Raw genomic sequence first — 23,233 nt, forward strand, 5'->3', positions numbered from 1 at the left:
GGCTCCGGAGATCCGGAGCCACCGCCGTCGGCCGGGTCAGTCGCGTGACATCGCGGCGGCGAGGTGAGCTTCGACGTCGACGTACGCGTCGTCGGCGATGTCGAAGACCACCTTCGCGATCTCGCCACCCCGGAACTCGAAGCGCGGCTCCGGGTAGGCGCTCGACACCGGGTCGGCGCTGTCGTACCCGATGCACAGCCCCTCGCCGCAGAGCGAGAAGTGCCCGAGCACGGTCCGGATCTTCTGCTCGCCGACCAGCTTGTCGTCGATGTAGAGCTTCAGCGGTCCGATGCCCTCCCGGTTCGGGCCCATGCCCTCCTTGGTGAACTCGACGCCGATGATGTGCTTGCCCGACGTCGGCACAGGGGCCGAGATGCGGTCCTCCGGCGGGATGCCGAGGAAGTTGTACGCATACGTGACCGTGCCGTCCTTGACGAACAGCGAGTGGCCACCGAACCGCGAACCGTGCGCGAAGATCACGCCCTGCGAGTCGGGCGTGAGGTCCACCTCGGCGAGGATCTTGTACGAGACGCCGTGCACGTTCGCGGCGGAACGCTCCGGCACCTCGCTGGTGCCGGGGTAGTACACATACTGGCCGCTCGGCGGTACCGGCTGGTGGAACTCCATCCCGATGAAGGTCTCGAAGTCCTTGGGGCTTCCGATGATCTGGAGGTCGTTGAGCGGCAGGACGTTGTTCGCCTCGGCCTCCGACATCCACAGCGCCTTGAGTTCCTCGAGCTTGTCCGGGTGCTCGGCCGCGAGGTCGTGTGCCTCGGCGCGGTCGACGTCGGTGTGGTACAGCTCCCACTCGTCCTTGTCGAAGTTGCCGATGCCCGCCATCGGGCCGTGCACGGCGACGGCCTTCCAGCCCCGGTGCCACACGCCGCGCTGACCGAGCATCTCGTAGTACTGCGTCTCCTTTGTCGTCGGACCGTCGGCCGGCGCGTCGAAGGAGTACCTCATCGAGACGCCCGACAGCGGGGTCTGCTCGACCCCGTTGTAGGTGTCGGGGAACGCGACGCCGCAGGCCTCGAGGATCGTCGGCACGATGTCGGTGGAGTGGTGGTACTGGTGGCGCACCTCGCCCCGCGCCTTCATCCCCGCCGGCCAGTGGATGACGAGCGGGTCGCAGACGCCGCCCTGGTAGGTGTAGCGCTTGAACATCTTGTACGGCGCCGAGAACGCGGCCGCCCAGCCGGTGGGGTAGTGGTTGTAGGTGTCGGGGCTGCCGAGCTTGTCGACCATCGTGAGGTTCTGTTCCTCGTCGTCCGGGTAGCCGCCGAAGATCTTGCCCTCGTTCACCGAACCGTTCGGGCTGCCCTCGCCCGAGGCGCCGTTGTCGGCGCAGTAGACGATCAGCGTGTTGTCGAGCTGCCCTGACTCCTCGAGGTAGTCCACGATCCGGCCGACCTGGGCGTCGGTGTACTCGGAGAAGCCGGCGAACACCTCGGCCATCCGGGAGAACATCCGCTTCTCCTCGTCGTTCAACTCGTCCCACGGCCGCACCTCGTCGGTGTGGGAGAACGTGCCCTCGGGCATCGGGTTCAGCGGGGTGAGCTCGGTGTCCTCGGGGAGAATTCCCTTCTCGACCATGCGGCCGAGCACCCATTCGCGGTAGGCCTCGTAGCCGTCGTCGAACATGCCCTTGTACTTGTCGATGTACTCCTGCGGCGCGTGGTGCGGTGCGTGGTTTGCGCCCGGGCAGAACCACAGGTACCACGGCTTCTCGGGCTCGGTCTGCTTGACGTCGCGGATCATCTTCAGCGCCTGGTCCGCGAGGTCCTTGGAGAGGTGGTAGCCCTCCTCGGGAGAGTAAGGCTGGTCGATGTACCGGTTGTCCTCGGCGAGGGAGGGGTACCAGTTGTTGGTCTCGCCGCCGATGAAGCCGTAGAAGCGGTCGTAGCCCTGCGCGAGCGGCCAATTCTTCTTCGATGCGCCCGCGGTCCACTCGTCGATCGGCACGTTGTGGTTCTTGCCCACCCAGAACGTCGACCACCCGGCGTCGCGCAGGACGTTGGCCATGGTGGCGTTCGACGGCGGGATGTGCGAGTTGTAGCCGGGGAATCCGGTGGAGGACTCGGAGATCGTCGCGAACCCGTTGAGATGGTGGTTGCGCCCGGTGAGGAAGGTCGAGCGGGTCGGCGAGCACAGCGCGGTGGTGTGCCACTGCGAGTAGGTCAGGCCGTTCTGCGCGAGCCGGTCCATGGTGGGCATGTTGATGCGCCCGCCGTACGGCGACCAGCTCGCCTGCCCGGTGTCGTCGTACAGGACGACCAGCACGTTCGGTGCGCCCTTCGGTGTCTTGTCGGGGAGGAATGCATCCCAGTCGGACACCGAGTCCCGGACGTCGAGGTTGATGCTGCCCTTGAATTCCTTGGTCACTGATCGCTCCACTTCCGTCGGAATGTCCGTGTCACCGATGGTCGCCTCGACCGGCCTCTCACGCCTCACCCGCTTGAGGTGAAGCGGCCACGGATCGATTGCCACACCATGGGGAGACTGTGGCGAAAGGGGCCGGCGGGAGTGAACACGACGGAGAACAAGCGCGAGCGGTGGCTCCTTTTCGGCTCCCTGCAGGGCTACCAGAGGAAATGGATCCGGCCCGACGTCATCGCCGGCCTCACGGTGTGGGCGGTGCTGGTGCCGGAGGCGTTGGCCTACGCCACCATCGCGGGGGTGCCGCCGGTGGTCGGCCTGTACGCCGCCATCCCCTCGCTTATTCTCTATGCCGCGGTAGGTAGTTCGCGGCACCTGGTGGTCGGTCCGATGTCCGCGACCGCGGCCCTGTCGGCGGCCATCATCGCGCCGATCGCGGGTGCGGACGGCGGAAAATACGTGGCGCTGTCTGCGGTATTGGCCATCGCCACCGGCATCGTGGGGTTGCTGGCGGGACTGATCCGGCTCGGCTTCATCGCGTCCTTCATCTCCGAGCCGGTGCTCAAGGGCTTCATCGTCGGCCTCGCGTTGACCATCATCATCGGCCAGGTACCGAAGCTGTTCGGGGTGCCGAAGTCAGACGGCAACTTCTTCGAGCAGGCCTGGGGTGTCATCCGGAACCTCGGCGACACCGACTGGCGGACACTGACTGTCGGACTGCTCAGCCTCGCGGTGGTGCTGGGGCTCAAACGTTGGTTGCCGCTGGTCCCGGGATCTCTGCTCGCCGTGCTGCTCGGCATCGCGGCGGTCGCGGCCTTCGGATTGGACGGCGAGGGCGTCGAGATCGTCGGGCACATCGATTCCGGGCTGCCCTCGGTCGGGCTGCCGGGTGGCGTCGGGTTCGACGAGTACGTGGACCTGCTGGGGCCTGCCGTCGGCGTGCTGCTCATCGGCTTCGCGGAGGGCCTGGGCGCGGCCAAGACCTACGCGGTCAAGGCGGGCTACGAGGTGGACGCCAACCGTGAGCTGATGGGGATGGGCGCCGCGAACCTCGGCTCGGGTCTCACCTCGGGCATGGTGGTCAACGGCAGCCTGTCGAAGACCGCCGTCAACGGCGGGGCCGGCGCCAAGACCCAGGTGAGCGGCCTCGTCGTCGCGGCGCTGACCGTGGTCACACTGCTCTTCCTCACCGGGCTGTTCGAGAACCTGCCGGAGGCGACCCTCGCGGCGGTCGTCATCGCCGCGGTCATCGAGCTTGTCGACGTGTCCGCGATCAAGCGGCTCTACGGCGTGTGGACGCAGCGGCTCGGCAGCATCTACGGCCCCGCCGCCCGCGCCGACTTCGCGGGCGCCGTCGCCGCGATGATGGGCGTGCTGCTGTTCGACACCCTCCCGGGCCTGGTGATCGGCATCGGGGTGTCGATGCTGCTGCTGCTCTATCGCTCGTCGCGCCCGCACGTCGCGGCGCTCGCGAAGGAGGGGTCGCTGTGGGTCGATGCCGAGCGCCATCCGGACATCGCCACCCGTCCGGACGTGGTGGTGGTGCGGGTGGAGGCCGGCCTGTTCTTCGCGAACGCCGACCACGTGAAGGAGCGCATCGAGGCGCTGTGCACCGAGGACACCCGCACGGTCGTGCTGGACGCCGAGACGTCGCCGTTCGTGGACGTCAGCGCCACCGAGATGCTGTTGCAGTTGCGGGATACGCTCGGGCGCAAGGGTATCGAACTACGAGTTGCCCGCGACATCGGTCAGTTCCGGGACACGCTCAAGCGGGCGGCGCCGGAGGGCAGGCGCCTCGGGGTGTACCCGACCGTCGCCGAGGCCCTCGCCGATCAGGGTTCGGGAATCTGACGTGGCGGTCGCCGAACTTCGAGGGGGTCGCGGCCAAGGGCCTGACGTGAACGTCGGGATGATGGAGCAGAAGTCATGACCGGACTCGATCTGCGGCGGAAGGCCCCGGTGCTGGTGCCGACCCTGGTCGGATACCAGAAGCGTTGGCTCCGTTCCGATGTCGTGGCGGGACTCAGCGCCGGGGCGGTGGTGATCCCGCAGGCGATGGCCTACGCGACGATCGCGGACATGCCGGTGCAGATCGGCCTGTACACCTGCATGGTGCCGATGGTCGTGTACGCGATGCTCGGCGGGGCGCGGGCCGTCAGCGTCAGCACCACGTCGACGATCGCCCTGCTGACGGCCTCGACGATGATCGGTGCCGGGATCGCGGCAGGCTCGGACGACGCGCAGAGCTCGCTCATGACGCTGACCCTGCTGGTCGGCGTGATCCTGCTGCTGGCGCGCGTGCTCAAGCTCGGGTCGATCGTCGAGAACATCAACGAGGCGACGCTCACCGGCATCAAGGTGGGCGTCGGGTTGACGGTGGCCGCGAGCCAGCTGCCCAAGCTGCTCGGCGTGCCCTCCGATCCGGACGCGACGGGCTTCTTCCGGGTGGTGTGGTCGGCGGTGCGACAGATCGGTGACGCGAACGGGGCCACCGTGCTCCTCGCGGCCGGCTCCATCGGTGCGCTGTACGCGATGGCGCGGTTGGTGCCACGGATTCCCGGACCGCTGGTGGTCGTCGCGGTCGGGATCGCGCTGGTCGCCTTCGCCGGACTGGACGGCCGCGGGGTCGAGCTGATCGCGGAGGTCCCACAAGGCATCCCGCTGCCGGGCATCCCCAGCCTCGACGACGTCGGCGCGCTGATCCCCGGCGCGCTCGCCATCGCCGCGATGGCCTTCCTCGAGACGGTGTCGGTGGCGCGCGGGGTGCGCAGGCCGGGCGAACCGCAGATCGACAGCGACCAGGAGATGCTCGCGAACGGTGTCGCCTCGGCGGCGGGCGCGTTCTTCCACACCCTGCCGCCCGCCGGCGGGTTCTCGCAGACGGCGGTTGCGTTGCGGGCCGGGGCTCGCACCCAGGCCAGCGGTCTGGTGACCGCGGCGCTGGCGGTACTGGTGGCGCTGTTCCTCGCCCCGGTGCTCAGCGACCTGCCGCAGGCCACGCTCGGCGCGATGGTGGTGGTCGCGACGCTCGGGCTGGTCGACCTCGGGGCGTTCGCCCGGTTCTGGCGGATCAACAAGCTGGAGTTCTGGATAGCCCTGGCGACGGCGCTGATCGGGCTGACGGCGGGCCTGCTGCCCGCGGTCGCGGTCGGCGTGCTGTTCACGCTGTACCTGGTGCTGCGTGAGCTCGACCGCCCACACGTGGTGCAACTGCGCCGAGCAGCGGACGGACGGTGGGTCGGCGGCGACGAGGACGCTCCGACGACTCCGGCCGATCCGCTGGTGCTGCGGATCGATTCGGCCCTGTACACGGCGAATGTGCTGGCCAACGTCACGGTGATCCGGGAACGTATCGACGCCGCAGGCTCGGAGACCGTCGTGCTGGACTGCTCGCGGGCATGGAAGATCACCACCACGGTGATGCACCATTTCCGGGACCTCGAGCAGGAGTTGTCCGCCCGCGGCGTCACCATCTACTTCACTGACGTCCCGCAGCGCGATCTCGAGACCGCCCGCAAGACGGAGCTCGGTCGGCACTTCGCGGAGTCGGGGCGGATCTTCGCGACCGTCGACGAGGCGATCCAGGCGCTTCGCGCCGGTGCGTGAGTTGTACCCCGGTTGGGGTGCAACTCACGCACAGTCCGGGGGACGGAAACAGCGGGGCTGCCGCCGTCCTGCGTGAGACGATCGCCGTATGCGACTGGGTCTGCATGCACTGGGTATCGGCACCGGTGCCCACCGCGGGGTGATCGACGCGGTCGCGACAGCCGCGGAGGGCAACGGGTTCGCCACCCTGTGGTCGGGCGAGCACGTCGTGATGGTGGACCGTTCGGCGTCGCGCTATCCCTACGCCGACGACGGCCGGATCGCGGTGCCTGCCGCCGCGGCCTGGCTGGATCCGCTGATCGGGCTCAGCTTCGCCGCCGCGGCCACGCGCACCATCGGCATCGCGACGGGGGTGCTCCTGCTGCCCGAACACAATCCGGTCCTCGTCGCCAAGCAGGCGGCCACCCTCGATCAGCTCAGCGGTGGCCGGCTCACACTCGGCGTCGGCATCGGCTGGTCCCGGGAAGAGTTTGCCGCGCTCGGCGTCCCGTTCGGGCGTCGCGGCGAGCGCACCGCGGAGTATGTCGCCGCCATGCGGAGGCTGTGGTCCGACGACGTCGCGTCGTTCGACGGCGAGTTCGTGGCCTTCGACGAGGTCCGCGTCAACCCGAAGCCGGTCCACAACCGCCGCATCCCCGTGGTGCTCGGGGGCAACAGCGACGCCGCGCTGCGTCGCGTGGCGGCCTGGGGAGACGGCTGGTACGGGTTCAACCTGGCCGGCATCGCCGATGTCGCCGAGCGGATCGGCGTCCTGCGCGAATTCTGTCGTGAGGAGGGCCGCGAGCCGAGCGAGCTGCGGCTGTCGGTCGCGCTGCGGGACGCCGGCCCCGGTGACGTTGCCGCCCTGGAGGAGTTGGGTGTCGGCGAACTCGTGCTCGTCGAGGCACCGCCGGCGGATCCGGGCGACGCGGCCGACTGGGTGGCAAGCCTCGCCAGGCGCTACGCGCCCGTGCGCGGTTGACGGGTCCGGGGACTCGCGAACCGCGCACGGGCGGCAGCCTCACACGGGACGGGTGAGGTGGCCGGTCCGGGTCTCGTGATGATCTGGAGGAAGTGTCGGCGAAGGGGAGAGTCGTATGGGTACCGAGCTGAAGGATCTGGCCGCGAAGGCCTACGTGTTCGGATTTCCGCTCGTGTTCAACCTGGACCAGGTGCACCGCTACGTGACGACGGGGGTCGGGGCCAACGCTGCCGCGCCGTTCAACACGTTCAGCCACGCCGGCTCCCTGGCCGGGCCGAAGGACACCTTCGTCTCCATCAACAACGACACCGTGTACTCGATGGCCCAGCTGGACCTGACCGACGGTCCGCTGCTGCTGGAGGTCCCTGACACGGACGGCGCCTACTACGTGCTGCAGTTCGTGGACGCGTGGACGAACAATTTCGCGTACGTGGGCAAGCGTGCCACCGGGACGGTCGCGGGACGCTATTTGCTGACGCCCCCGGGGTGGTCGGGGGAGACGCCGGGCGGCGTGACCCGGATCGCGTTCCCGACCACGGTCGCGTCGATCGTGGGGCGGTGGGCCTGCGCAGGCGAGGCGGACCTGCCCCGCGTCCACGCGCTGCAGGAGCAGCTCACGCTGACGCCGGCCGGGGCCCAGGCCCAGCCCGCCGGGCTGCCCATCCCCGATCCGAATGTCCCAGAGGCACTGGCGTTCTGGGAGAAGCTGCGGGTGTGTCTGCAGGCGTATCCGCCTGCGGCGCAGGATCTCCCGCTGCAGGCGTCCTTCGAGCCGCTCGGCCTGCTGGATTGGGGCCCGTCGCCGTACGCGGACGGGAACCCGGACCTGGCCGCAGCGCTCACCGCCGGCGCGCAGGCGGGACATGACGGACTGGTGGCCGCGCTGAAGTCCGGCGCAGGCGACACCATCGTCAACGGTTGGCATCAGCCGTTCCACATCTTCGACTACAACGACGACTATTTCGAGGTCGGCACCGTCAACTCGCCGGAGTGGCGAATCGCCGACCGCACCAGGGCGATCGGACTGCGCGCGGCCGCCGCGATGGGCGGGCTGTGGGGCAACCACGGCTACGAGGCGGCCTACGCCCCGGTCTACCTCGACGGCGACGGTGACGAGCTGACCGGTGAGCGCAGCTACACGCTGACCTTTGCCCAAAGCCCGCCGGTGGACGCGTTCTGGTCGATCACCATGTACGACCTGCCGGAGTTCTACCTGGTGGACAACGAGATCGACCGCTACTCGATCGGCGACCGCACCGCAGGGCTGGTGTACGCGGAGGACGGCTCGCTGACGATCACCCTCAGCGCCACCGAACCGACGGACCCGACCGCGCGGGCGAACTGGCTGCCGACCCCGGCCGCGGGCTTCCGGCCGCTGCTGCGGATGTACAGCCCGCGGCCCGAGGTGTTCGACGGGACCTACGAGATCCCGCCGATCGTGAAGGTCGGCTGAGCGGATTCAGCTCTGTCCCAGCCACTCCCGAGCCGCCATCGCCAGAGCCTCGATGCCGACGGACAGGGTCGGCTCGAGGACCGGTGCGAAGCGTGCGGAGTGATTCGACGGGATGTCCCGTTCGGTGGTCCCGGCCGCCGCGGCCCGCATGAACGCCTCCGGGTCCGCGCCGCCGAACAGCCAATAGCAGCACGGGGCCCCGGACGCCGTCGCGAAGACGCCGACGTCCTCGCTGCCCGTGACGAGCCCGGGGTCGACGACGCGTTCGTCCCCGAACCGGGACCGGAACAGGGTCGCGGTGCGCTCGACGGCGGCCGGGTCGTTGACCAGGACTGGAAAGCTGTCGATCGGACTGATCTCCGGCGTGCGGGTCGCACCCGCCGCGGCGGCCTCGGCATCGACGATGCGGGTGACCGCGTCGAGGACCCTGGTGCGCACCGCCTTGTCGTAGGTGCGGATGTTCACCTCGAGCACGGCCTCGTCCGGGATGATGTTGTCCTTGGTGCCCGCTCGGAGGGAACCGACCGTAAGCACCACGGTGTCGGTGGCGGCGACGGTCCTGGACACCACGGTCTGCAACCGCAGCACCGTCGACGCGGCCATCACCACCGGATCGATCGTGGTCTCGGGCCGCGAGCCGTGACCGCCCTTGCCGAACATCCTGATTCTCAATGCGTCCGTGGCGGCGAACGCGGGCCCCGGCCGAACGGCCAGCATGCCGGCGGGAAACGGGGCCACGTGCTGGCCGAGCACCACGTCCGGGGTGCCGAACCTGTCGAACAGACCGTCGTCCACCATGGCCTGCGCGCCGCCGCCGAGCTCCTCGGCGGGCTGGAACACCGCCAGAATTGTTCCGCGCCAGCCGGAACGGTCGTCCGCCAGCTCCTCCAGCGCGCCGAGCAGGCACACCACGTGCATGTCGTGACCGCACGCGTGCGCCACCGGCACGTCCTCGCCGTCGGGATCAGTGCCGCGTGCCGTGCTGGCATAGGGCAGTCCGGTCTCCTCCGCGACCGGCAGCGCATCCATGTCGGCGCGGAGCAGCACGGTGGGGCCGTCACCGCGGCGCAGCGTCCCGACGACGCCGGTCCCGCCCACCCCCGTGCTGGTCTCGAAACCCAGCGCGCGCAGCCGGTCCGCGACGATGCCCGCCGTCCGCGTCTCGTGGAACGACAGTTCGGGGTGGGCGTGCAGATCCTTGTACAGCTCGGTCAGGGCCGTGGTGTCGACCATGGCGGTCCTTCCGCTCGACGGACACCCAGTCAAACCCGCCCCGCCGGTCGGCGTCTCATGCTTCCCGGGTGAATCGCACTGCTCACCCACGCGCACAGTCCCGAAGTCGCGTCTCCCAGCCGTCCGGATCGGCGAGCCGACCGTTCGGATCCGTCGCCCAGCACTGCGCGAGCAGGTCGTACCCCAGCGTGCAGATCTCGAGGTGTCGCGGCCACTGCCGCTGCGTCCAGGCCCGCTCGTTGTGGGCGGCATCGGCTGCGCTCAAACCCGCACCGATCAGCTCGAATTGGACGTCCCGCCGCAGCGCCATCACGGCAGGCGCGGTCGGCGCGGTGGTGCGCAGCCCGGACACCAGGGTGAGCGCGGTGTCGATCGTGCGGGTCTCGGCCCAGCGGAGTTCGCGGCGGTGCGCCCGGGGCGCCACCGACCACAGGACAGCCAGCGCCACAGCGACGCCGAGCAGGGTCTCGAGGAAGCGGTCGCGGATCATCGGCCCGATGTCCGCGTCGGGATGCGAGGCGCCCCCGATGAGCATGGCCAGCGGCGTGATGAAGATGACCGCGAGCCCGTAGTTGCGGGCGATGAACAACTCGATCAGAAACTGCAGGGACATCAGCAACAGGATGAGCGCTGCACCGCTCGGTTCGAGGGCGTACAACCCAGCGAACAGAACCAGACCCACTGCGGTGCCTGCGAAACGGTGCAGTCCCCGCACGGTGCCGCGGATCCGGTCGGGTCCCTGGTGCAGGACCAGGACCGCCGCGATCACCGCCCAATCCGGCCGGTCCAGGCCGACGGCCACGCTCAGCGAACCCGCGACGAGACTCGCCAGCAGCACCCGCAACGCCGTGGTGCAGGCGTGCGAGTCGAGGGTGAACGAGCGTCGCAGCCGGTACCGGAAGTCGGGGCGTGCCAACGGAATCTGCGGGGCAGGTGCGTCGAGTTCGAGATCCGGACCGTCCTCGGCGTCGGCGCGCGCGACCCCCACCAGTCGCAGATGCGCGGACAGCAGCGACCGGACAGGATCCGACTCGGGCCTGCGCTCGGGCAGACCCGCGTCGTAGACCGCCGCCCAGGCGGCGTGCACCGCGGTCGCGGCCTGGTGTCTCGCGCCGATCGCGGGTGCGTCCTTCGCGCGCAGTTCGACGTAGGTGTTCACCGACCGTACGGCCGCGGCGACGGCGTCGCGCTCGGGTGTCCGGCGGTCCAGGAGCGCCCCCGCCATCGCGACGACCAGCGCGCTGACCACGCCGATTGCCGTGCAGCCGACGATGACCGCCACCGAGATCCCGGACCTGGACATGATCGTGGCGACCGCACACGTCAGCACGAAGAAGAACGATCCGGGCGGGCCCAGCCTCGCCGCGGACACCACATAGGTCCCGACGAGCGCGACCGCGGCGAGCATCGCGACCTCGATCAGCGCCGGCAGTGCCAAGTCGAAAGGCCAAGTCCGGTAGACGGTTCCGCCGATCAGTGCGCCGAGGCCCGCGGCCGTGAACAGGGCGGCGCCTGCGAGGAGGACGACTCGCCAGCGGGCCCGGTAGGGCCTGCCCTCGCCGTAGATGACCGCAAAGGCGCCGAGGCTGAAGATCAGCGCCTGCTCCTGGTGGCCGAACGCGACGGCGAGGAGCGCGGGTACCCCGAACGCCAGCGCTGCCCGCACCCCGCCCGGCCATCGCCTGCCCGCGGGTGGGAGGCCGAACGCCAGCGACCGGGTCCGCGGCGCAGGAGGAAGCGGGGGTTGGTGTGAGGGGTCGGGGGTGGCATCGGGCACCGTCCAATTCAACTCCACCTCGATTCGGGAGCCACCACGTGCGTCCGCGGGGGTCGGCGGTGCCGCGTTCGTGCGGGACAGCGGAAATGGTCGCGGAATCGGTTCGCGGGACCGTGCGATTCGCGCACGAGGTTTCGACAATTCGCGCCTGGGTGCGGGCGCCGTTTTCGGCCGCCGCTGTCCGCAGGCGGGTCCTACCTGCGAGTTCGAGTCACTCCGTCGATCTCGACATTGACCCTCCATTTCGGCGGTCCGAAAACCCATGGGTTTAGGGGTCATTTACTTTCTGCCCTGTGTGAGGATGCACCGATGACATTGGATGTCACTCATTCGCCGGGCGGAATGCCGGTCTATGCGCGCTGACACCGAACGGCTGCCCATCGTCGCAGCGAATTCGACCGGTCTCGTCAGGCCACATGTCCCCGGGTGCGTCGCGCCGTCGGGACGGATCCCGGGCAGCACCTTCGCGGTCGGCCGGTACCGCCTGCTCTCCTGCTGTGGCGCGGTGCCGTCGGCGGAGTTCTGGCGCGGACTCGACCTGGTCACCGGGCGCGAGGTCGGGCTGACCCTCTTCACCGGTGACGGTGTCCGCGGCGACGCGGGCCCGCTGGTGGACACGGACGAGGTCTTCGCCCGCACCGTGTGGATGTGCGGCATCCGCGCCTCGGCCGTCCCGCGGATCGTCGACATGGTCGATGCGGAGTCGGCTGGGGCGGTCGTCACCGAGTGGGTGCCGAGCTGCTCGCTGTCCGAGGTCGTGGAGGGCCGGCTGTCGGCCGTCGACGCCGCCGCCGCGGTCCGGCCCCTGGCGCACGCGGTGTGCCGGGCACACGAGGTGGACGGCGTGCTCGCCCTCGACGATCCGGATCGGCTCCGCGTGAGCATGGAAGGGCATGTGTTCCTGGCCTTTCCGGGTCCGCTCCCGGATGCGGACCGCTCCTGTGACGTGCGTGGTCTCGGCGTGGCGCTCGCCACCCTCGCGACCGGGGATCGTTCCGGGACGGGTGCCGCGGCGCTGCACGCGCGGGCGCCCTCGCCCGTTGCGGAGATCATCCACCGGACCGCCGTCGGGGGCACCGACGTCAGCGCCGAGTGGGTGGCGCACCTGCTCGACGAGGTCGCTGCCGCTCCGGCCTGGTGAATAGGTCTCGTACGAGACCGTACGGTCCGCTCGGGCTGTAGTCTTCACCGCACAGAAGGTTCCTTTGTCGGGGGTGGGCAGGGGTGCGTATGAAGGGGAAGTCTCTACCGCAGGCCGGGTCGTTGACGCAGCAGTTCGCCGAAGGTCTGCGGCTCAGCGGGCCGGAAGGCCTGGAGACCCTGTCGGCTGCGGCCGACATGGTGGCGATCAACCCTGACCGTTTCCGTGCCGTCATGCACTCGGCGGATTTCGGCTCGATCCGGGTGAACAGGCTTCGGACCTCGGCGGTTTCGGGCATCAGGGCGCCGGACCGGCTGGCGGACGACCACGGCGTGTACCTGTCGATGGTGTGCGTGCGGGCGGGGGAGATCCGGATCCGGCAGAACCGCGTCGCCAGCTGTGCGGAGGCGGGCCAGATCGCCTTCGTCGACTTCGCCGCGCCCTTCGAGGTCGAGCTCTCCCATCGCGGGGACTACGTCTTCGTCTACCTGCCGCACGACGTGCTGACCGCGCGGTCCGTTGACACCAGGACGCTGGTCGGGGCCGCGGTCTCCGCCTCGCCGCTCGGCGACACGATCGCCGCCGCGATCGAGCATTTCGCGGCGACCGATGTGTGCGCCCCCGGTTCTGCGGAGGCCGCGCTGATCGAGCGTGCCATCCTCGACCTGTGCCTGGCGGTGATCCACCAGTCGACCGGCGATACCCAGGTTCGTGACGAGATCGGTATCCGAAATCGTGCGCGGGCAAGGGAATTCGTCGAGAGCAATTTCACCGACCCCAGGCTGACGATCGCCCAGGTCGCCTCGAGTATCAACGTCAGCCCCCGCTATCTGCAGAAACTGTTCGAGGACGAGGAGTACTCGGTCTACGAGCTGATCCGTCGACGCCGGGTGCGGTGGGGCGTCGCCCTGCTGACCGATCCGGGTGCCGCGCACCTCACCGTCAGCCAGGTGGCACTCCGCAGTGGCTTCGTCGGCCTGAGCCAGTTCAGCCGCGCGGTCAGGGACATCACCGGGGCCTCGCCGCGGGGGATCAGGCGGCAGGCGGAACCGGCAGCGCCGCTTCAGGTCTCGAGCGGATCGGCGTAGCAGTCCCGCACCGCGACGTCCATCGGGAAGCGCACCCTCGTGTCGCCGAACAGCAGCCGGGTGGCGGCCTCCGTCGCGGCCAGCACGTGCGCGGTGGCGGACTCCGGATCACGACAGTGCACGACCACCTCGTCGTGCTGGAAGAACACCAGTTCGGCGGTGTCGTCGTCCGCGATTCGTCGCCGGAGTTCGGCCAGCAGGCACAACGCCCACTCCGCCGCCGTGGCCTGCACCACGAAGTTGCGGGTGAACCGGCCGCGCGCGTGTGCGTCGCCCCCGGACCACCAGTCGGCGTCCGGTGGCGGGCAGGCCCGGCCCAGCCAGGAGTGCACGACCTCACCGCGTTCCCCCGCCCGCGCGGCATCCTCGACGTACTGCACCGCGACCGGAAAACGCTTGCGCAGCAGGGTCAACAGCGCGCGTGACTCGCCTGCGGTGGCCCCGTAGAGGACCCCGAGGATCGCCACCTTGGCCTTGCCGCGATCGCCGTCGAACACCTCGGCGGCAACCGGCGCATACAGGTCGTCCGCGCCGGCCGCGGCGACCATCAGCGGGTCGGCGGACATGGCCGCCAGGATGCGGGGCTCGAGTTGCCCGGCGTCGGCAATGACGAAGGTGTGCCCGGGGTCTGCGATCACGCTGGTGCGCAAAGCTTTCGGGATCTGCAACGCCCCGCCGCCGCGACTGGCCCAGCGTCCCGACACCACCCCGCCCGGAACGTAGACGGGACGGAATCGGTCGCCGCGCACCCAGGTGTCGAGCCAGGTCCAGCCATTGGCGGCGTGCAGTTTGGCCAGGTCGCGGTAGTGCAGCAGGGGCTCGATCGCCGGGTGGTCGACGTCGCGCAGCAGATATGCGCGGGTGGAGGTGAGCTCGACGCCGTCGCGGGCGAAGGCCTCGACCAGTTCGATGTGGGACGCGGGGTTGACCCGCCGTCCGAATGCGGCGCTGATCACCTCGCTGATTTCCCGAATCCGCTGCGGCACAACGTCGCCGGTGGTGCGCGGGCCGAGGGTGCGTTCCAGGAGCCGGTGGTGCTCGCGGGCGGAGAAAGGGAGCCCGTGGTGGCTCATCTCGGCGGCGGCGAGAGCGCCTGCGGACTCGGCGGCGACCAGCAGGCGCAGCCGCGGATCGTCGCCGATCAGCGCGAGCTGCGCGCCGTGGTCGGCTACCACCGCGGCGGGGTCGAGGGGCGGTGCGGCGTCGAACAGGCCGGGGCGTTCGTCGGCCGGGGGCTGCGGGGAGACGGCGGGCCCGCCGGCCCGCACGCTCAGCAGGGCGCCGGTGAGCGCCAGGTCGTGGCAGCGCTGCACGTGCAGGCCGTCGCGCAGCACGGCGGGATAGACGGCTGCGGTGTCGGCCCATACCCACCGCGGGTGCTCGCCCGGTTCGAGGGCCCGCACGGCCGCGGACGGGTCGGGAAAGGGGAGCGGGTCGCCCAGCGCGCGCCCGCGGTCGTCCGTGCGGATCGCCAGCGCGTGCTCGGGTCCTGGCACCAACACGATTCGCACGGAGCCCAGTCTGCCGTGCGGGTGTGACAACGCCCGTGATCGGTCAGTGCGCGCCGTGCCGGATCTCGTCGCGGTGCTCGGCGAAGCGCACCGTCTCGAAGAGGATCAGGGCGAGCAGGGCCGCGGTGAGCAGCCCGAGCGAGGCCAGCGCCGGCAGGTGCCAGGCCAGCGGGATCAGCGCCACGATCACGACCGCGGTGGTGATCCGCCCGAGGTTGACCGGCCCCATCAGTCTGGTCACGTACACCTTGAAGGCGGCCAGCCCCAGCAGGAAGAGCGCGGCACCGCCGAAGAGCGCCACCAGCGGGATGCCGTAGAGCGGGTCGGTGAGCGTGTGATGGCTCCCGTCGCCGACGTAGTTCAGCACCTTCTTCAGCCCGAGCGAGATCAACACGATGCCCATCACCATCGGTAGGTGCAGAAACGTGTACCCGCCGCGCGCCAGCCTGATCTGGGTCTCGCCCGTGGCCGCGGAGAGGGCGCGCTCGGCGGCCAGGGTGGTGGTGTCGAAGTACGCCCACCAGAGCAGCCCGCTGACGGCCAGCCCGAGCAGCGAGCCGACCACGATCGGCCAGGAGATGGGCAGCGCGGTCACTCCGATGCCGATGGACACGATGGACTCACCCAGCGCGACGATGATGATCAGTCCGTACCGCTCGGCGAAGTGGCTCGCCGAGTTCAGCCGCCAGCCCGCGCCGCCGAACAGGGTGCCCAGATAGTCGGCGACCAGGGCGGCCAGCCACATCAGGGTCTGCGCGGTGCCCGAGAGCTGGGACGCGATCAGCAGCAGGGTGGTGCCCGCGACCATGGACGGCACGAACCGCAGCAGCTGGCCGCGCAGCTGGGCGTCGTCGGCGCTGGCCAGCCAGAACGTGACCAGGTGCATCAGCCGGACGAAGAAGTAGCCGACGGCGAAGACCACAGGGCCGGGGAGCCCGCCGGGCAGGTCGTCGAACGCCTCGGGGATGGTGAGCGCGACGATGAACATCGAGCCCATCGCGAAGAACATCGCGACCCGTGCGAAACCCTCGTCGGCGCGCACCACGTTGGCCAGCCAGGTGTAACCGATCCAGGACCACCACAGGACAGCCATCACCAGCACACCGCGCACCAGATTCCTGGCCGAGGTGTCGCCGGCCATCAGCGCCGTGACGCCGGTCAACGCGAAGACGAAGACGAGGTCGAAGAACAGCTCGAGCGGGGAGACGGAGGACCGTTCCTGCATTGCCTGCATATGGGTTCGCCTGGGAAATTCCACTCGGCTACTGTGCCACCACGAAAGGGCCTGCGCAGGGGGTCCGGGAGCACTATTGTCCCGTCGGGTGGCCGGGCGCCGCCCGGTCGCCCCGGCTGACTGCGAACGGGCCCGGTGTCGTCGGTAAGCTTGCCAACTGGACTTCGTACCCAGTTCCCAGATCCGGAGGTTGATTAGCGTGGCGCTCGTCGTGCAGAAGTACGGCGGATCCTCGGTGGCATCCGCCGAGCGCATCCGACGCGTCGCCGAACGGATCGTGGAGACCAAACGCGCGGGCAATGACGTGGTCGTGGTGGTCTCGGCGATGGGCGACACCACCGACGAGCTGCTCGACCTGGCTCAGCAGGTCTGCCCGTCGGGTCCGCCTGCGCGCGAGATGGACATGCTCCTGACCTCCGGCGAGCGCATCTCGAACTCGCTCGTTGCCATGGCGATCCACTCCCTCGGCGAGGAGGCCCGCTCCTTCACCGGGTCGCAGGCCGGGGTCATCACCACCGGCGCGCACGGCAACGCGAAGATCATCGACGTCACCCCCGGCCGCGTCCGCGACGCGCTCGACCGCGGCTCGATCGTCCTGGTCGCCGGCTTCCAGGGCGTGAGCCAGGACAGCAAGGACGTCACGACCCTCGGTCGCGGCGGTTCCGACACCACCGCCGTCGCCCTCGCCGCCGCGCTGAAGGCCGACGTCTGCGAGATCTACACCGACGTCGACGGCATCTTCACCGCGGACCCGCGAATCGTCCCCGACGCCCAGCGCCTCGACACCGTCTCCTTCGAGGAGATGCTGGAGATGGCCGCGTGCGGCGCGAAGGTGCTCATGTTGCGTTGCGTCGAGTACGCGCGCCGCTACAACGTGCCCGTGCACGTTCGTTCCTCGTACACCACAAAGCCCGGCACCATGGTGTCCGGATCGATGGAGGACATTCCCGTGGAAGAAGCCATCCTCACCGGCGTCGCGCACGACCGCAGCGAGGCCAAGGTCACCGTCGTCGGGCTGCCCGACGTGCCGGGCTACGCGGCCAAGGTCTTCCGTGCCGTCGCCGAGACCGAGATCAACATCGACATGGTGCTGCAGAACATCTCGAAGGTGGAGACCGGCAAGACCGACATCACCTTCACGCTGCCGAAGACGGACGTGCCTGCCGCGGTGGAGAAGCTGACGGAGCTGCAGGGTGAGATCGGGTTCACCCAGATCCTCTCCGACGAGCGCATCGGCAAGGTGTCGCTGGTCGGCGCCGGCATGAAGAGCCACCCGGGCGTCACCGCCACCTTCTGCGAGGCACTCGCCGAGGCAGGCATCAACATCGACCTGATCTCGACCTCGGAGATCCGCATCTCGGTGCTGGTCGCGGACGACGATCTCGACGACGCCGTTCGGGCAATCCACAAGGCATTCGATCTGGGCGGCGACGAAGAGGCCGTCGTCCACGCGGGAACGGGACGCTAGAGATGACAACTGTTGCTGTAGTCGGCGCGACCGGACAGGTCGGCGCCGTCATGCGCGCGCTCCTCGCGGAACGCAACTTCCCCGCCGACAAGGTGCGGTTCTTCGCGTCCGCCCGCTCGGCGGGTACCAAGTTGCCGTTCCGCGGCGAGGAGATCGTGGTCGAGGACACCGCCGCGACCTCGGACGAGGACCTCAAGGGCATCGACATCGCGCTGTTCTCGGCGGGTGCGACCCTCTCCCGCGTCCAGGCCCCGCGGTTCGCCGCGGCGGGCGCGACCGTGATCGACAACTCCTCCGCCTGGCGCAAGGACCCCGAGGTCCCGCTGGTGGTCAGCGAGGTCAACCCGGAGGAGGCGAAGAACCCGACGAAGGGCATCATCGCCAACCCGAACTGCACCACGATGGCCGCGATGCCGGTGCTGAAGGTGCTGCACGACGAGGCAGGACTGCAGCGGCTGATCATCAGCAGCTACCAGGCGGTGTCCGGCAGCGGCCTTGCGGGCGTCGAGGAGCTGGCGACCCAGGCGCGCGCGGTGATCGACGACGTCGAGAAGCTGGTGCACGACGGCAGCGCCGTGACGTTCCCCGAGCCGAACAAGTACGTCGCCCCGATCGCGTTCGATGTCATCCCCCTTGCCGGCTCGCTGGTCGAGGACGGCAGCGGCGAGACCGACGAGGACCAGAAGCTGCGCAACGAGAGCCGCAAGATCCTCGGCCTGCCCGACCTGCTGGTCAGCGGCACCTGCGTCCGGGTGCCCGTGTTCACCGGCCACTCGCTGTCGATCAACGCCGAGTTCGGCAACCCGCTGTCCGTCGAGCGCGCCAAGGAGCTGCTGGCGGCCGCGCCTGGTGTGCAGCTGGTGGACGTGCCCACCCCGCTGCAGGCGGCGGGCGGCGATCCGTCGCTGGTCGGCCGCATCCGTCAGGATCCGGGCGTGCCCGGCGGCCGTGGCCTCGCGCTGTTCGTCTCCGGCGACAACCTGCGCAAGGGTGCCGCGCTCAACACCATTCAGATCGCGGAGCTGCTCGTCGGCTGACCGTCCGCCGAGTGTGCACCTACCGTCGCATCGCCCGAGTGCGGGCGTCGGGAGGTGCACACTCGCGGGCGACCGCGTTGGTGACGGTCAGACCGCCTCGGCGATGCTGGTGCCGTTCGCCGGTTCGAGGATCGGGGCGGGCCCGCGGAGCAGTCGCCCGATCCAGCCCTCGTCCAGGGCGAGGGCCTTGACGATCGTCGCCGCCGCGACGACCACACCTGACAGGACGAACATCCAGGTGATGGTGGTGAACACCAGGCCGAGTGAGCCGAATTTCTCCTGTGCGGACTCACCCGCCATCGGCAGGTAGATCTGTCCCCCGATGCGGACCACGGCCAGCCCGAGCGCGGTCAGCGCGGCGGTGGCCCACAGCACCCGGCCCGCGAGCCTGCCCTCGGTGAGCAGGTAGGGCACCACGGACCAGAGCCCGAACCAGATGGCCAGCTCGGTGCTGAACGCCAGCGGCGGTCCGACCCAGTCCAGTCCGGACAGTTCCCGAGCCAGGCTGAGCAGGGCCACCGACGAGGCGACCGCGAACAGCACGGCCACCCACCGCCAACTGCCTCGGATGGAGAGGGTCGGGATGTTCCAGATCTTCCCGTAGAGCCGGCCCAGCGCCCGGGCGAAGGACGTCCCGCTCAGGATGACCATCAACATGCCGATGACGCCGAAGGTGGCGAACGTCGGCGTGCTCGCCTCGAGGGCGCCGGGAGCGATGCTGTACAGGTCGAGTCCGGACGGATCGAACCCGAGCTGATCCGAGATGGTGTCGCCCACGCCGTCCAGGTTGCCGATGGTGCCGACCGCGATGATGACCGGCAGCACCGAGGTGAATTCCTGCGCGGCCAGGGTCATCGAGCGGTCGGCGAGCTCGATGTCCACTATTCCCTTGATGATCCGCGCCACCGTGCGCCCGGCCGAGGTCCGCTTCAGCCAGCCCCTTGCGGTCTGCTTCCGGACCTCCAGCGCTTCCTTGGCGAGGCTCACCGAGAGTTTCGAGGACTTCACGGAGGTCAAGTCAACGCGACCGCCGGATCGGACTCCTCATCCGGGGTAGGTGAAAAACGCGTGCCCGCCGCCCGTCCTGTTGTGGGACGGGGCGGCGGGCACAGGTGGGGTGCTTCAGACGGGGGTGCTCTGCGCAGGCGCCCGGTTCGCGGGCCAGCCGGCGGTGAGGCCCCAGATGACACCGATGTTGACGGCGATCACCAGGATCGACAGCCAGGGCTGGGTTCCGATCAACGTCAGGTGTCCGACCGCGTTCAGCAGCGCGAGGGTGACGCCGAAGACCCGGGCCCAGGTGGCTCCGGCCAGCAGCGCGCCACCGCCGACGACGAGGAGGACGCCCCACGCGATGAGTACCCACCCCCACCGGTCGTAGTCGAGGATCAGCATCTTCTCTTCCCCGACGAACAGCCGGGTGGGCGCGGTGAGGGAGGCGATGCCCTCGACCGCGTTGAAGGTGCCGAGCATGATCAGCATGAGGCCGGCGAATACGCCCCAGCCTCCGGGGCTCTTGTCGTCCATGGGTTCCTTCGGTGGGGTGTCGGTCGGGTGACGGATCAGAAGATGAGCGCGACGAGGATCGGTGCCGCGGTCAGGACGATCGCGACGAGCGAGACGATCGCGATGGTCTTGACGGCCGTTTCCTGCCGGTTGTGGTCATTGGACATGCCGCTCACGCTAAGGCCGGGAACGGGCGGTCCGCGTCATCCGCTCAGGGTGAGATGGGGCGCGGAATCGTGTACGGTGCCCTGCCGACCGATATCGTTCCGTCAAGTCGGGTCGATTTCCTCAACGAAAGGACCACCAAGTGCTCAAGGGATTCAAGGATTTCCTCCTGCGGGGCAACGTGCTGGACCTCGCCGTTGCCGTCGTGGTCGGCGCGGCCTTCACCGCGATCGTGACCGCGTTCACCGAGAACATCGTGAACCCGTTGGTCGCGTCGTTGGGCGGTTCCAACGAGATGGGCTTCGGTTTCCAGATCACCGACAGTCCCGAGACCTTCGTGAACCTCGGCGCCGTCCTGAGCGCCGTGATCAACTTCGTCCTCATCGCGGCGGTCGTGTACTTCGTCCTCATCGTCCCGTTCACCTCGGTCAAGGAGCGCTTCATGACCGAGGAGGAGAAGGAGGCGACGGACATCGAGCTGCTGACCGAGATCAGGAACCTGCTCGCCGACGCCAACGCGGACGCCAACTCGACCCGGGTCGAGTCCTAGGCGTCGGTCCTTTCGCCACGCGGCGTCCCCGGCCTCGACGGTCGGGGGCGCCGCGGTTGTTTTCTCCTCATCCGGCGCGGGTGAGATTGCGGATCGGCGCTGTCGAATCGCCCCCCGAGGCCGCATGCTTTTTCTATGACGCCGACCGACGATGCGAAGCCGCTCGATGCCGACGAGCGGGCGGAGCTGATCCGCCTGCGCGCCCAGGTCGCCGCGACCGAGCGGGCCCGGGTCGCCGAGACCGAGGTGGCCGAGCGGCGCGGCGTCGTCGGCGCGCTGCGCTGGACGGCGTCCGGACTCCTGATCGTCCTGGTCGCGGTGCTGCTGCTGACCTCGGTGCTGGCCCGGTACACGCGGAGCGAGATCCTCGACACCGACCGGTACGTGGCGACCGTGGCGCCGCTCGGCGCCGACCCGGCCGTGCAGGACGAGATCACCGACCAGGTGACGCGCCAGATCTTCACCAGGCTCGACGTCGAGAAGATCACGCAGGAGGCGCTGACGGCGCTGACCGAGAACGCGCCGCGGGTGCCGCAGCAGGTCGTCGGCCTGGCCCCGGTGATCGCCGGTCAGGCCGAGGGCTTCATCAGGGACACCGTGCACTCGCTGGTGGGCAGCGACCAGTTCGAGAGCGCGTGGGTCGACGCGAACCGGATTGCCCACGAGAACCTCGTCGCGGTCGCGACGGGCGAGACCGGTGTGGTCGAGATCGACGAGAAGGGCACGGTGAGCGTGCCGCTCGACGCGATACTCAAGACCGTCAAGGAGAACCTGACCCAGCGGGGGTTCGCCTTCGCCGACAAGATCCCCGACGTCGACGCGAGCTTCGTGATCTTCCAGTCCGCCGACCTCGTGAAGGCGCAGCGGGCCGTCAACGCGCTGGACAAGGCCGCAACCTGGCTGCCGTGGATCGCGGTGCTGGCGGCGATCGGGGCGGTGTTCGCGGCGCCGCACGGCAGGCGGCTGCGGGCACTGTCGCTGGTGGGGCTCGGGGCCGCGATCGCCATGGCGCTGCTGGCCGTATCGCTCCACATCGCCCGCGCGGTGTACATCGACGAGATCCCGTCGGACGTGTTGTCCCCTGCGGCGGCCGCTGCGGTGGTGGACGCCCTGGCGGCTCCGCTCAAGACGATGGTGCGTGCCTGGTTCCTGGCAGGCATCGTCGTCGCCCTGATCGGCTACCTGACCGGGGGGTCGACCTCCGCGCTCGCGGTGCGCCGCGGGTTCACCCGGGGTGTCGACAAGATCCGGAAGACGGGGGAGGGCAGGGCCCCGAGCCCGGTCGAGGTGTGGACCGCGCGACTGCGGGTCCCGCTGCGGGTGGCGATCGTCGCGATCGCCGTCGCGGTGCTGGTCTTCTGGACCTACCCGTCGGGGGTGGTGGTGTTCACGATCGCGCTGCTGGCCCTGCTCGCGCTGATCGCCGTCGAGGTGCTCGCCCGGCCGGCCTTGGCCGCGGCCGGGGGCGCGGCCGGGTCGCCCGAGACCGAGAACGAAACTTAGCAACAGTCTGGACTGTTTTTAAATTTGGCGCTACCGTGCTCGGTGTGACCCAGAACACCGATCAGGGCCCGCGCACGCAAGCGCAACGAACGGCGGCGACCAGGGCGAAATTGCTCGACGCGGCAATCGAGCTGCTCGTCGAGGTCGGCTATGCCCGGACCAGCACCCAGGAGATCGCGCGCCGGGCGGGGGTCTCCCGCGGGGCGCAGCTGCATCATTTCCCGACCAAGGAATCGCTGGTGGTCGCGGCCGTCGAGCACCTGATGGAGATGCGCCTGACCGAGATCCTCGGCGCCCAGCCCGATCCCGACCACGGTGTCGAAACCCTGGTCGACGCGTTCACCGGGCCGCTGTTCTACGCCGCCCTCGAGCTGTGGGTGGCGGCGCGCACCGATCCTGGCCTGCACGAGGCCATGATCCCGCTCGAGCGGAAGGTCGGCGACGCCCTGCGGCTCGGCAGCACCGAGGTCATGGGCGGGCGGATGAGCATGGACTCCATCGACCTGAGCATCGAGCTGGCCCGCGGACTCGCCGTCTCGGCGCTGTTCCGCACCCCCGAATCCGACAGTGAGTTCCGGAAGCGGCTGCTCCCGGTCTGGAAGGGCCTGGTGATGGAATGACCGC

At 69.5% G+C, this 23,233-nt stretch carries 18 protein-coding genes; 11 read left to right on the forward strand and 7 right to left on the reverse strand.

The window, feature by feature from the left end; translation table 11 throughout:
- Positions 1 to 36: 36 nt before the first annotated feature.
- On the reverse strand, positions 37 to 2,382 hold the full coding sequence (locus ACWFRB_RS18880) for an arylsulfatase (protein WP_452642718.1): 2,346 nt from the start codon (positions 2,380 to 2,382) through the stop codon (positions 37 to 39).
- 141 nt (positions 2,383 to 2,523) lie between these two features.
- Between ACWFRB_RS18880 and ACWFRB_RS18885 the strand changes: the two genes are divergently transcribed.
- The 4 genes from ACWFRB_RS18885 to ACWFRB_RS18900 all read left to right on the forward strand — a co-directional run bounded on the left by ACWFRB_RS18885 (position 2,524) and on the right by ACWFRB_RS18900 (position 8,396).
- On the forward strand, positions 2,524 to 4,227 hold the full coding sequence (locus ACWFRB_RS18885; protein WP_452642720.1) for a SulP family inorganic anion transporter: 1,704 nt from the start codon (positions 2,524 to 2,526) through the stop codon (positions 4,225 to 4,227).
- Positions 4,228 to 4,302: 75 nt separating this feature from the next.
- On the forward strand, positions 4,303 to 5,982 hold the full coding sequence (locus tag ACWFRB_RS18890) for a SulP family inorganic anion transporter (protein WP_452642722.1): 1,680 nt from the start codon (positions 4,303 to 4,305) through the stop codon (positions 5,980 to 5,982).
- An 88-nt stretch (positions 5,983 to 6,070) separates the two neighbouring features.
- The gene (locus tag ACWFRB_RS18895) at positions 6,071 to 6,943 is read left to right on the forward strand and encodes an LLM class F420-dependent oxidoreductase (RefSeq protein WP_452642724.1); all 873 of its coding nucleotides are present in this window, start codon (positions 6,071 to 6,073) and stop codon (positions 6,941 to 6,943) included.
- A gap of 115 nt (positions 6,944 to 7,058) precedes the next feature.
- Positions 7,059 to 8,396 (forward strand): DUF1254 domain-containing protein, encoded by a 1,338-nt coding sequence (locus ACWFRB_RS18900; RefSeq protein WP_452642726.1) that lies wholly within the window; start codon positions 7,059 to 7,061, stop codon positions 8,394 to 8,396.
- A 6-nt stretch (positions 8,397 to 8,402) separates the two neighbouring features.
- On the opposite strand, the gene ACWFRB_RS18905 is transcribed toward ACWFRB_RS18900, so the two are convergent.
- Both ACWFRB_RS18905 and ACWFRB_RS18910 read right to left on the reverse strand, forming a co-directional pair.
- Positions 8,403 to 9,629, reverse strand: coding sequence for an amidohydrolase (locus tag ACWFRB_RS18905; RefSeq protein WP_452642728.1), 1,227 nt, complete (start codon positions 9,627 to 9,629; stop codon positions 8,403 to 8,405).
- 82 nt (positions 9,630 to 9,711) lie between these two features.
- Positions 9,712 to 11,406 carry an FUSC family protein gene (locus ACWFRB_RS18910; RefSeq protein WP_452642730.1) on the reverse strand — a complete coding sequence of 565 codons (1,695 nt, stop codon included), beginning with the start codon at positions 11,404 to 11,406 and terminating at the stop codon, positions 9,712 to 9,714.
- Between the two features lie 352 nt (positions 11,407 to 11,758).
- Here ACWFRB_RS18910 and ACWFRB_RS18915 point away from each other — a divergent pair, with 352 nt between their 5' ends.
- Both ACWFRB_RS18915 and ACWFRB_RS18920 read left to right on the forward strand, forming a co-directional pair.
- Positions 11,759 to 12,547, forward strand: a complete 789-nt coding sequence (locus ACWFRB_RS18915) for a hypothetical protein (protein WP_452642732.1) — start codon at positions 11,759 to 11,761, stop codon at positions 12,545 to 12,547.
- Positions 12,548 to 12,636: 89 nt separating this feature from the next.
- Positions 12,637 to 13,635: a helix-turn-helix domain-containing protein gene (locus ACWFRB_RS18920; protein ID WP_452642734.1), complete on the forward strand. Its 999-nt coding sequence runs from the start codon at positions 12,637 to 12,639 to the stop codon at positions 13,633 to 13,635.
- Here the strand turns inward: ACWFRB_RS18920 and ACWFRB_RS18925 are convergent.
- Both ACWFRB_RS18925 and ACWFRB_RS18930 read right to left on the reverse strand, forming a co-directional pair.
- The gene (locus ACWFRB_RS18925; RefSeq protein ID WP_452642736.1) at positions 13,611 to 15,146 is read right to left on the reverse strand and encodes a bifunctional 3'-5' exonuclease/DNA polymerase; all 1,536 of its coding nucleotides are present in this window, start codon (positions 15,144 to 15,146) and stop codon (positions 13,611 to 13,613) included. The genes ACWFRB_RS18920 and ACWFRB_RS18925 overlap by 25 nt on opposite strands.
- Before the next feature lie 43 nt (positions 15,147 to 15,189).
- Positions 15,190 to 16,371: a low temperature requirement protein A gene (locus tag ACWFRB_RS18930; protein ID WP_452642773.1), complete on the reverse strand. Its 1,182-nt coding sequence runs from the start codon at positions 16,369 to 16,371 to the stop codon at positions 15,190 to 15,192.
- A gap of 208 nt (positions 16,372 to 16,579) precedes the next feature.
- Here ACWFRB_RS18930 and ACWFRB_RS18935 point away from each other — a divergent pair, with 208 nt between their 5' ends.
- Both ACWFRB_RS18935 and ACWFRB_RS18940 read left to right on the forward strand, forming a co-directional pair.
- A complete protein-coding gene (locus ACWFRB_RS18935; RefSeq protein WP_027500313.1) occupies positions 16,580 to 17,848 on the forward strand; it encodes an aspartate kinase in 1,269 nt (422 codons plus the stop codon).
- Positions 17,849 to 17,850: 2 nt separating this feature from the next.
- Positions 17,851 to 18,885: an aspartate-semialdehyde dehydrogenase gene (locus ACWFRB_RS18940; protein WP_452642738.1), complete on the forward strand. Its 1,035-nt coding sequence runs from the start codon at positions 17,851 to 17,853 to the stop codon at positions 18,883 to 18,885.
- 87 nt (positions 18,886 to 18,972) lie between these two features.
- On the opposite strand, the gene ACWFRB_RS18945 is transcribed toward ACWFRB_RS18940, so the two are convergent.
- Both ACWFRB_RS18945 and ACWFRB_RS18950 read right to left on the reverse strand, forming a co-directional pair.
- Positions 18,973 to 19,893 carry a hypothetical protein gene (locus ACWFRB_RS18945; protein ID WP_452642739.1) on the reverse strand — a complete coding sequence of 307 codons (921 nt, stop codon included), beginning with the start codon at positions 19,891 to 19,893 and terminating at the stop codon, positions 18,973 to 18,975.
- A 114-nt stretch (positions 19,894 to 20,007) separates the two neighbouring features.
- Positions 20,008 to 20,412, reverse strand: coding sequence for a DUF7144 family membrane protein (locus tag ACWFRB_RS18950; protein ID WP_452642741.1), 405 nt, complete (start codon positions 20,410 to 20,412; stop codon positions 20,008 to 20,010).
- Positions 20,413 to 20,698: 286 nt separating this feature from the next.
- Between ACWFRB_RS18950 and mscL the strand changes: the two genes are divergently transcribed.
- The 3 genes from mscL (at position 20,699) to ACWFRB_RS18965 (ending at position 23,229) form a co-directional block, all read left to right on the forward strand.
- Positions 20,699 to 21,106, forward strand: a complete 408-nt coding sequence (gene mscL, locus ACWFRB_RS18955) for a large-conductance mechanosensitive channel protein MscL (protein WP_452642742.1) — start codon at positions 20,699 to 20,701, stop codon at positions 21,104 to 21,106.
- A 135-nt stretch (positions 21,107 to 21,241) separates the two neighbouring features.
- The gene (locus ACWFRB_RS18960) at positions 21,242 to 22,609 is read left to right on the forward strand and encodes a hypothetical protein (RefSeq protein ID WP_452642744.1); all 1,368 of its coding nucleotides are present in this window, start codon (positions 21,242 to 21,244) and stop codon (positions 22,607 to 22,609) included.
- Positions 22,610 to 22,644: 35 nt separating this feature from the next.
- Positions 22,645 to 23,229, forward strand: a complete 585-nt coding sequence (locus ACWFRB_RS18965; RefSeq protein ID WP_452642746.1) for a TetR/AcrR family transcriptional regulator — start codon at positions 22,645 to 22,647, stop codon at positions 23,227 to 23,229.
- Positions 23,230 to 23,233 lie beyond the last annotated feature (4 nt).

The organism is Rhodococcus sp. NPDC055112 (genome assembly GCF_053607505.1).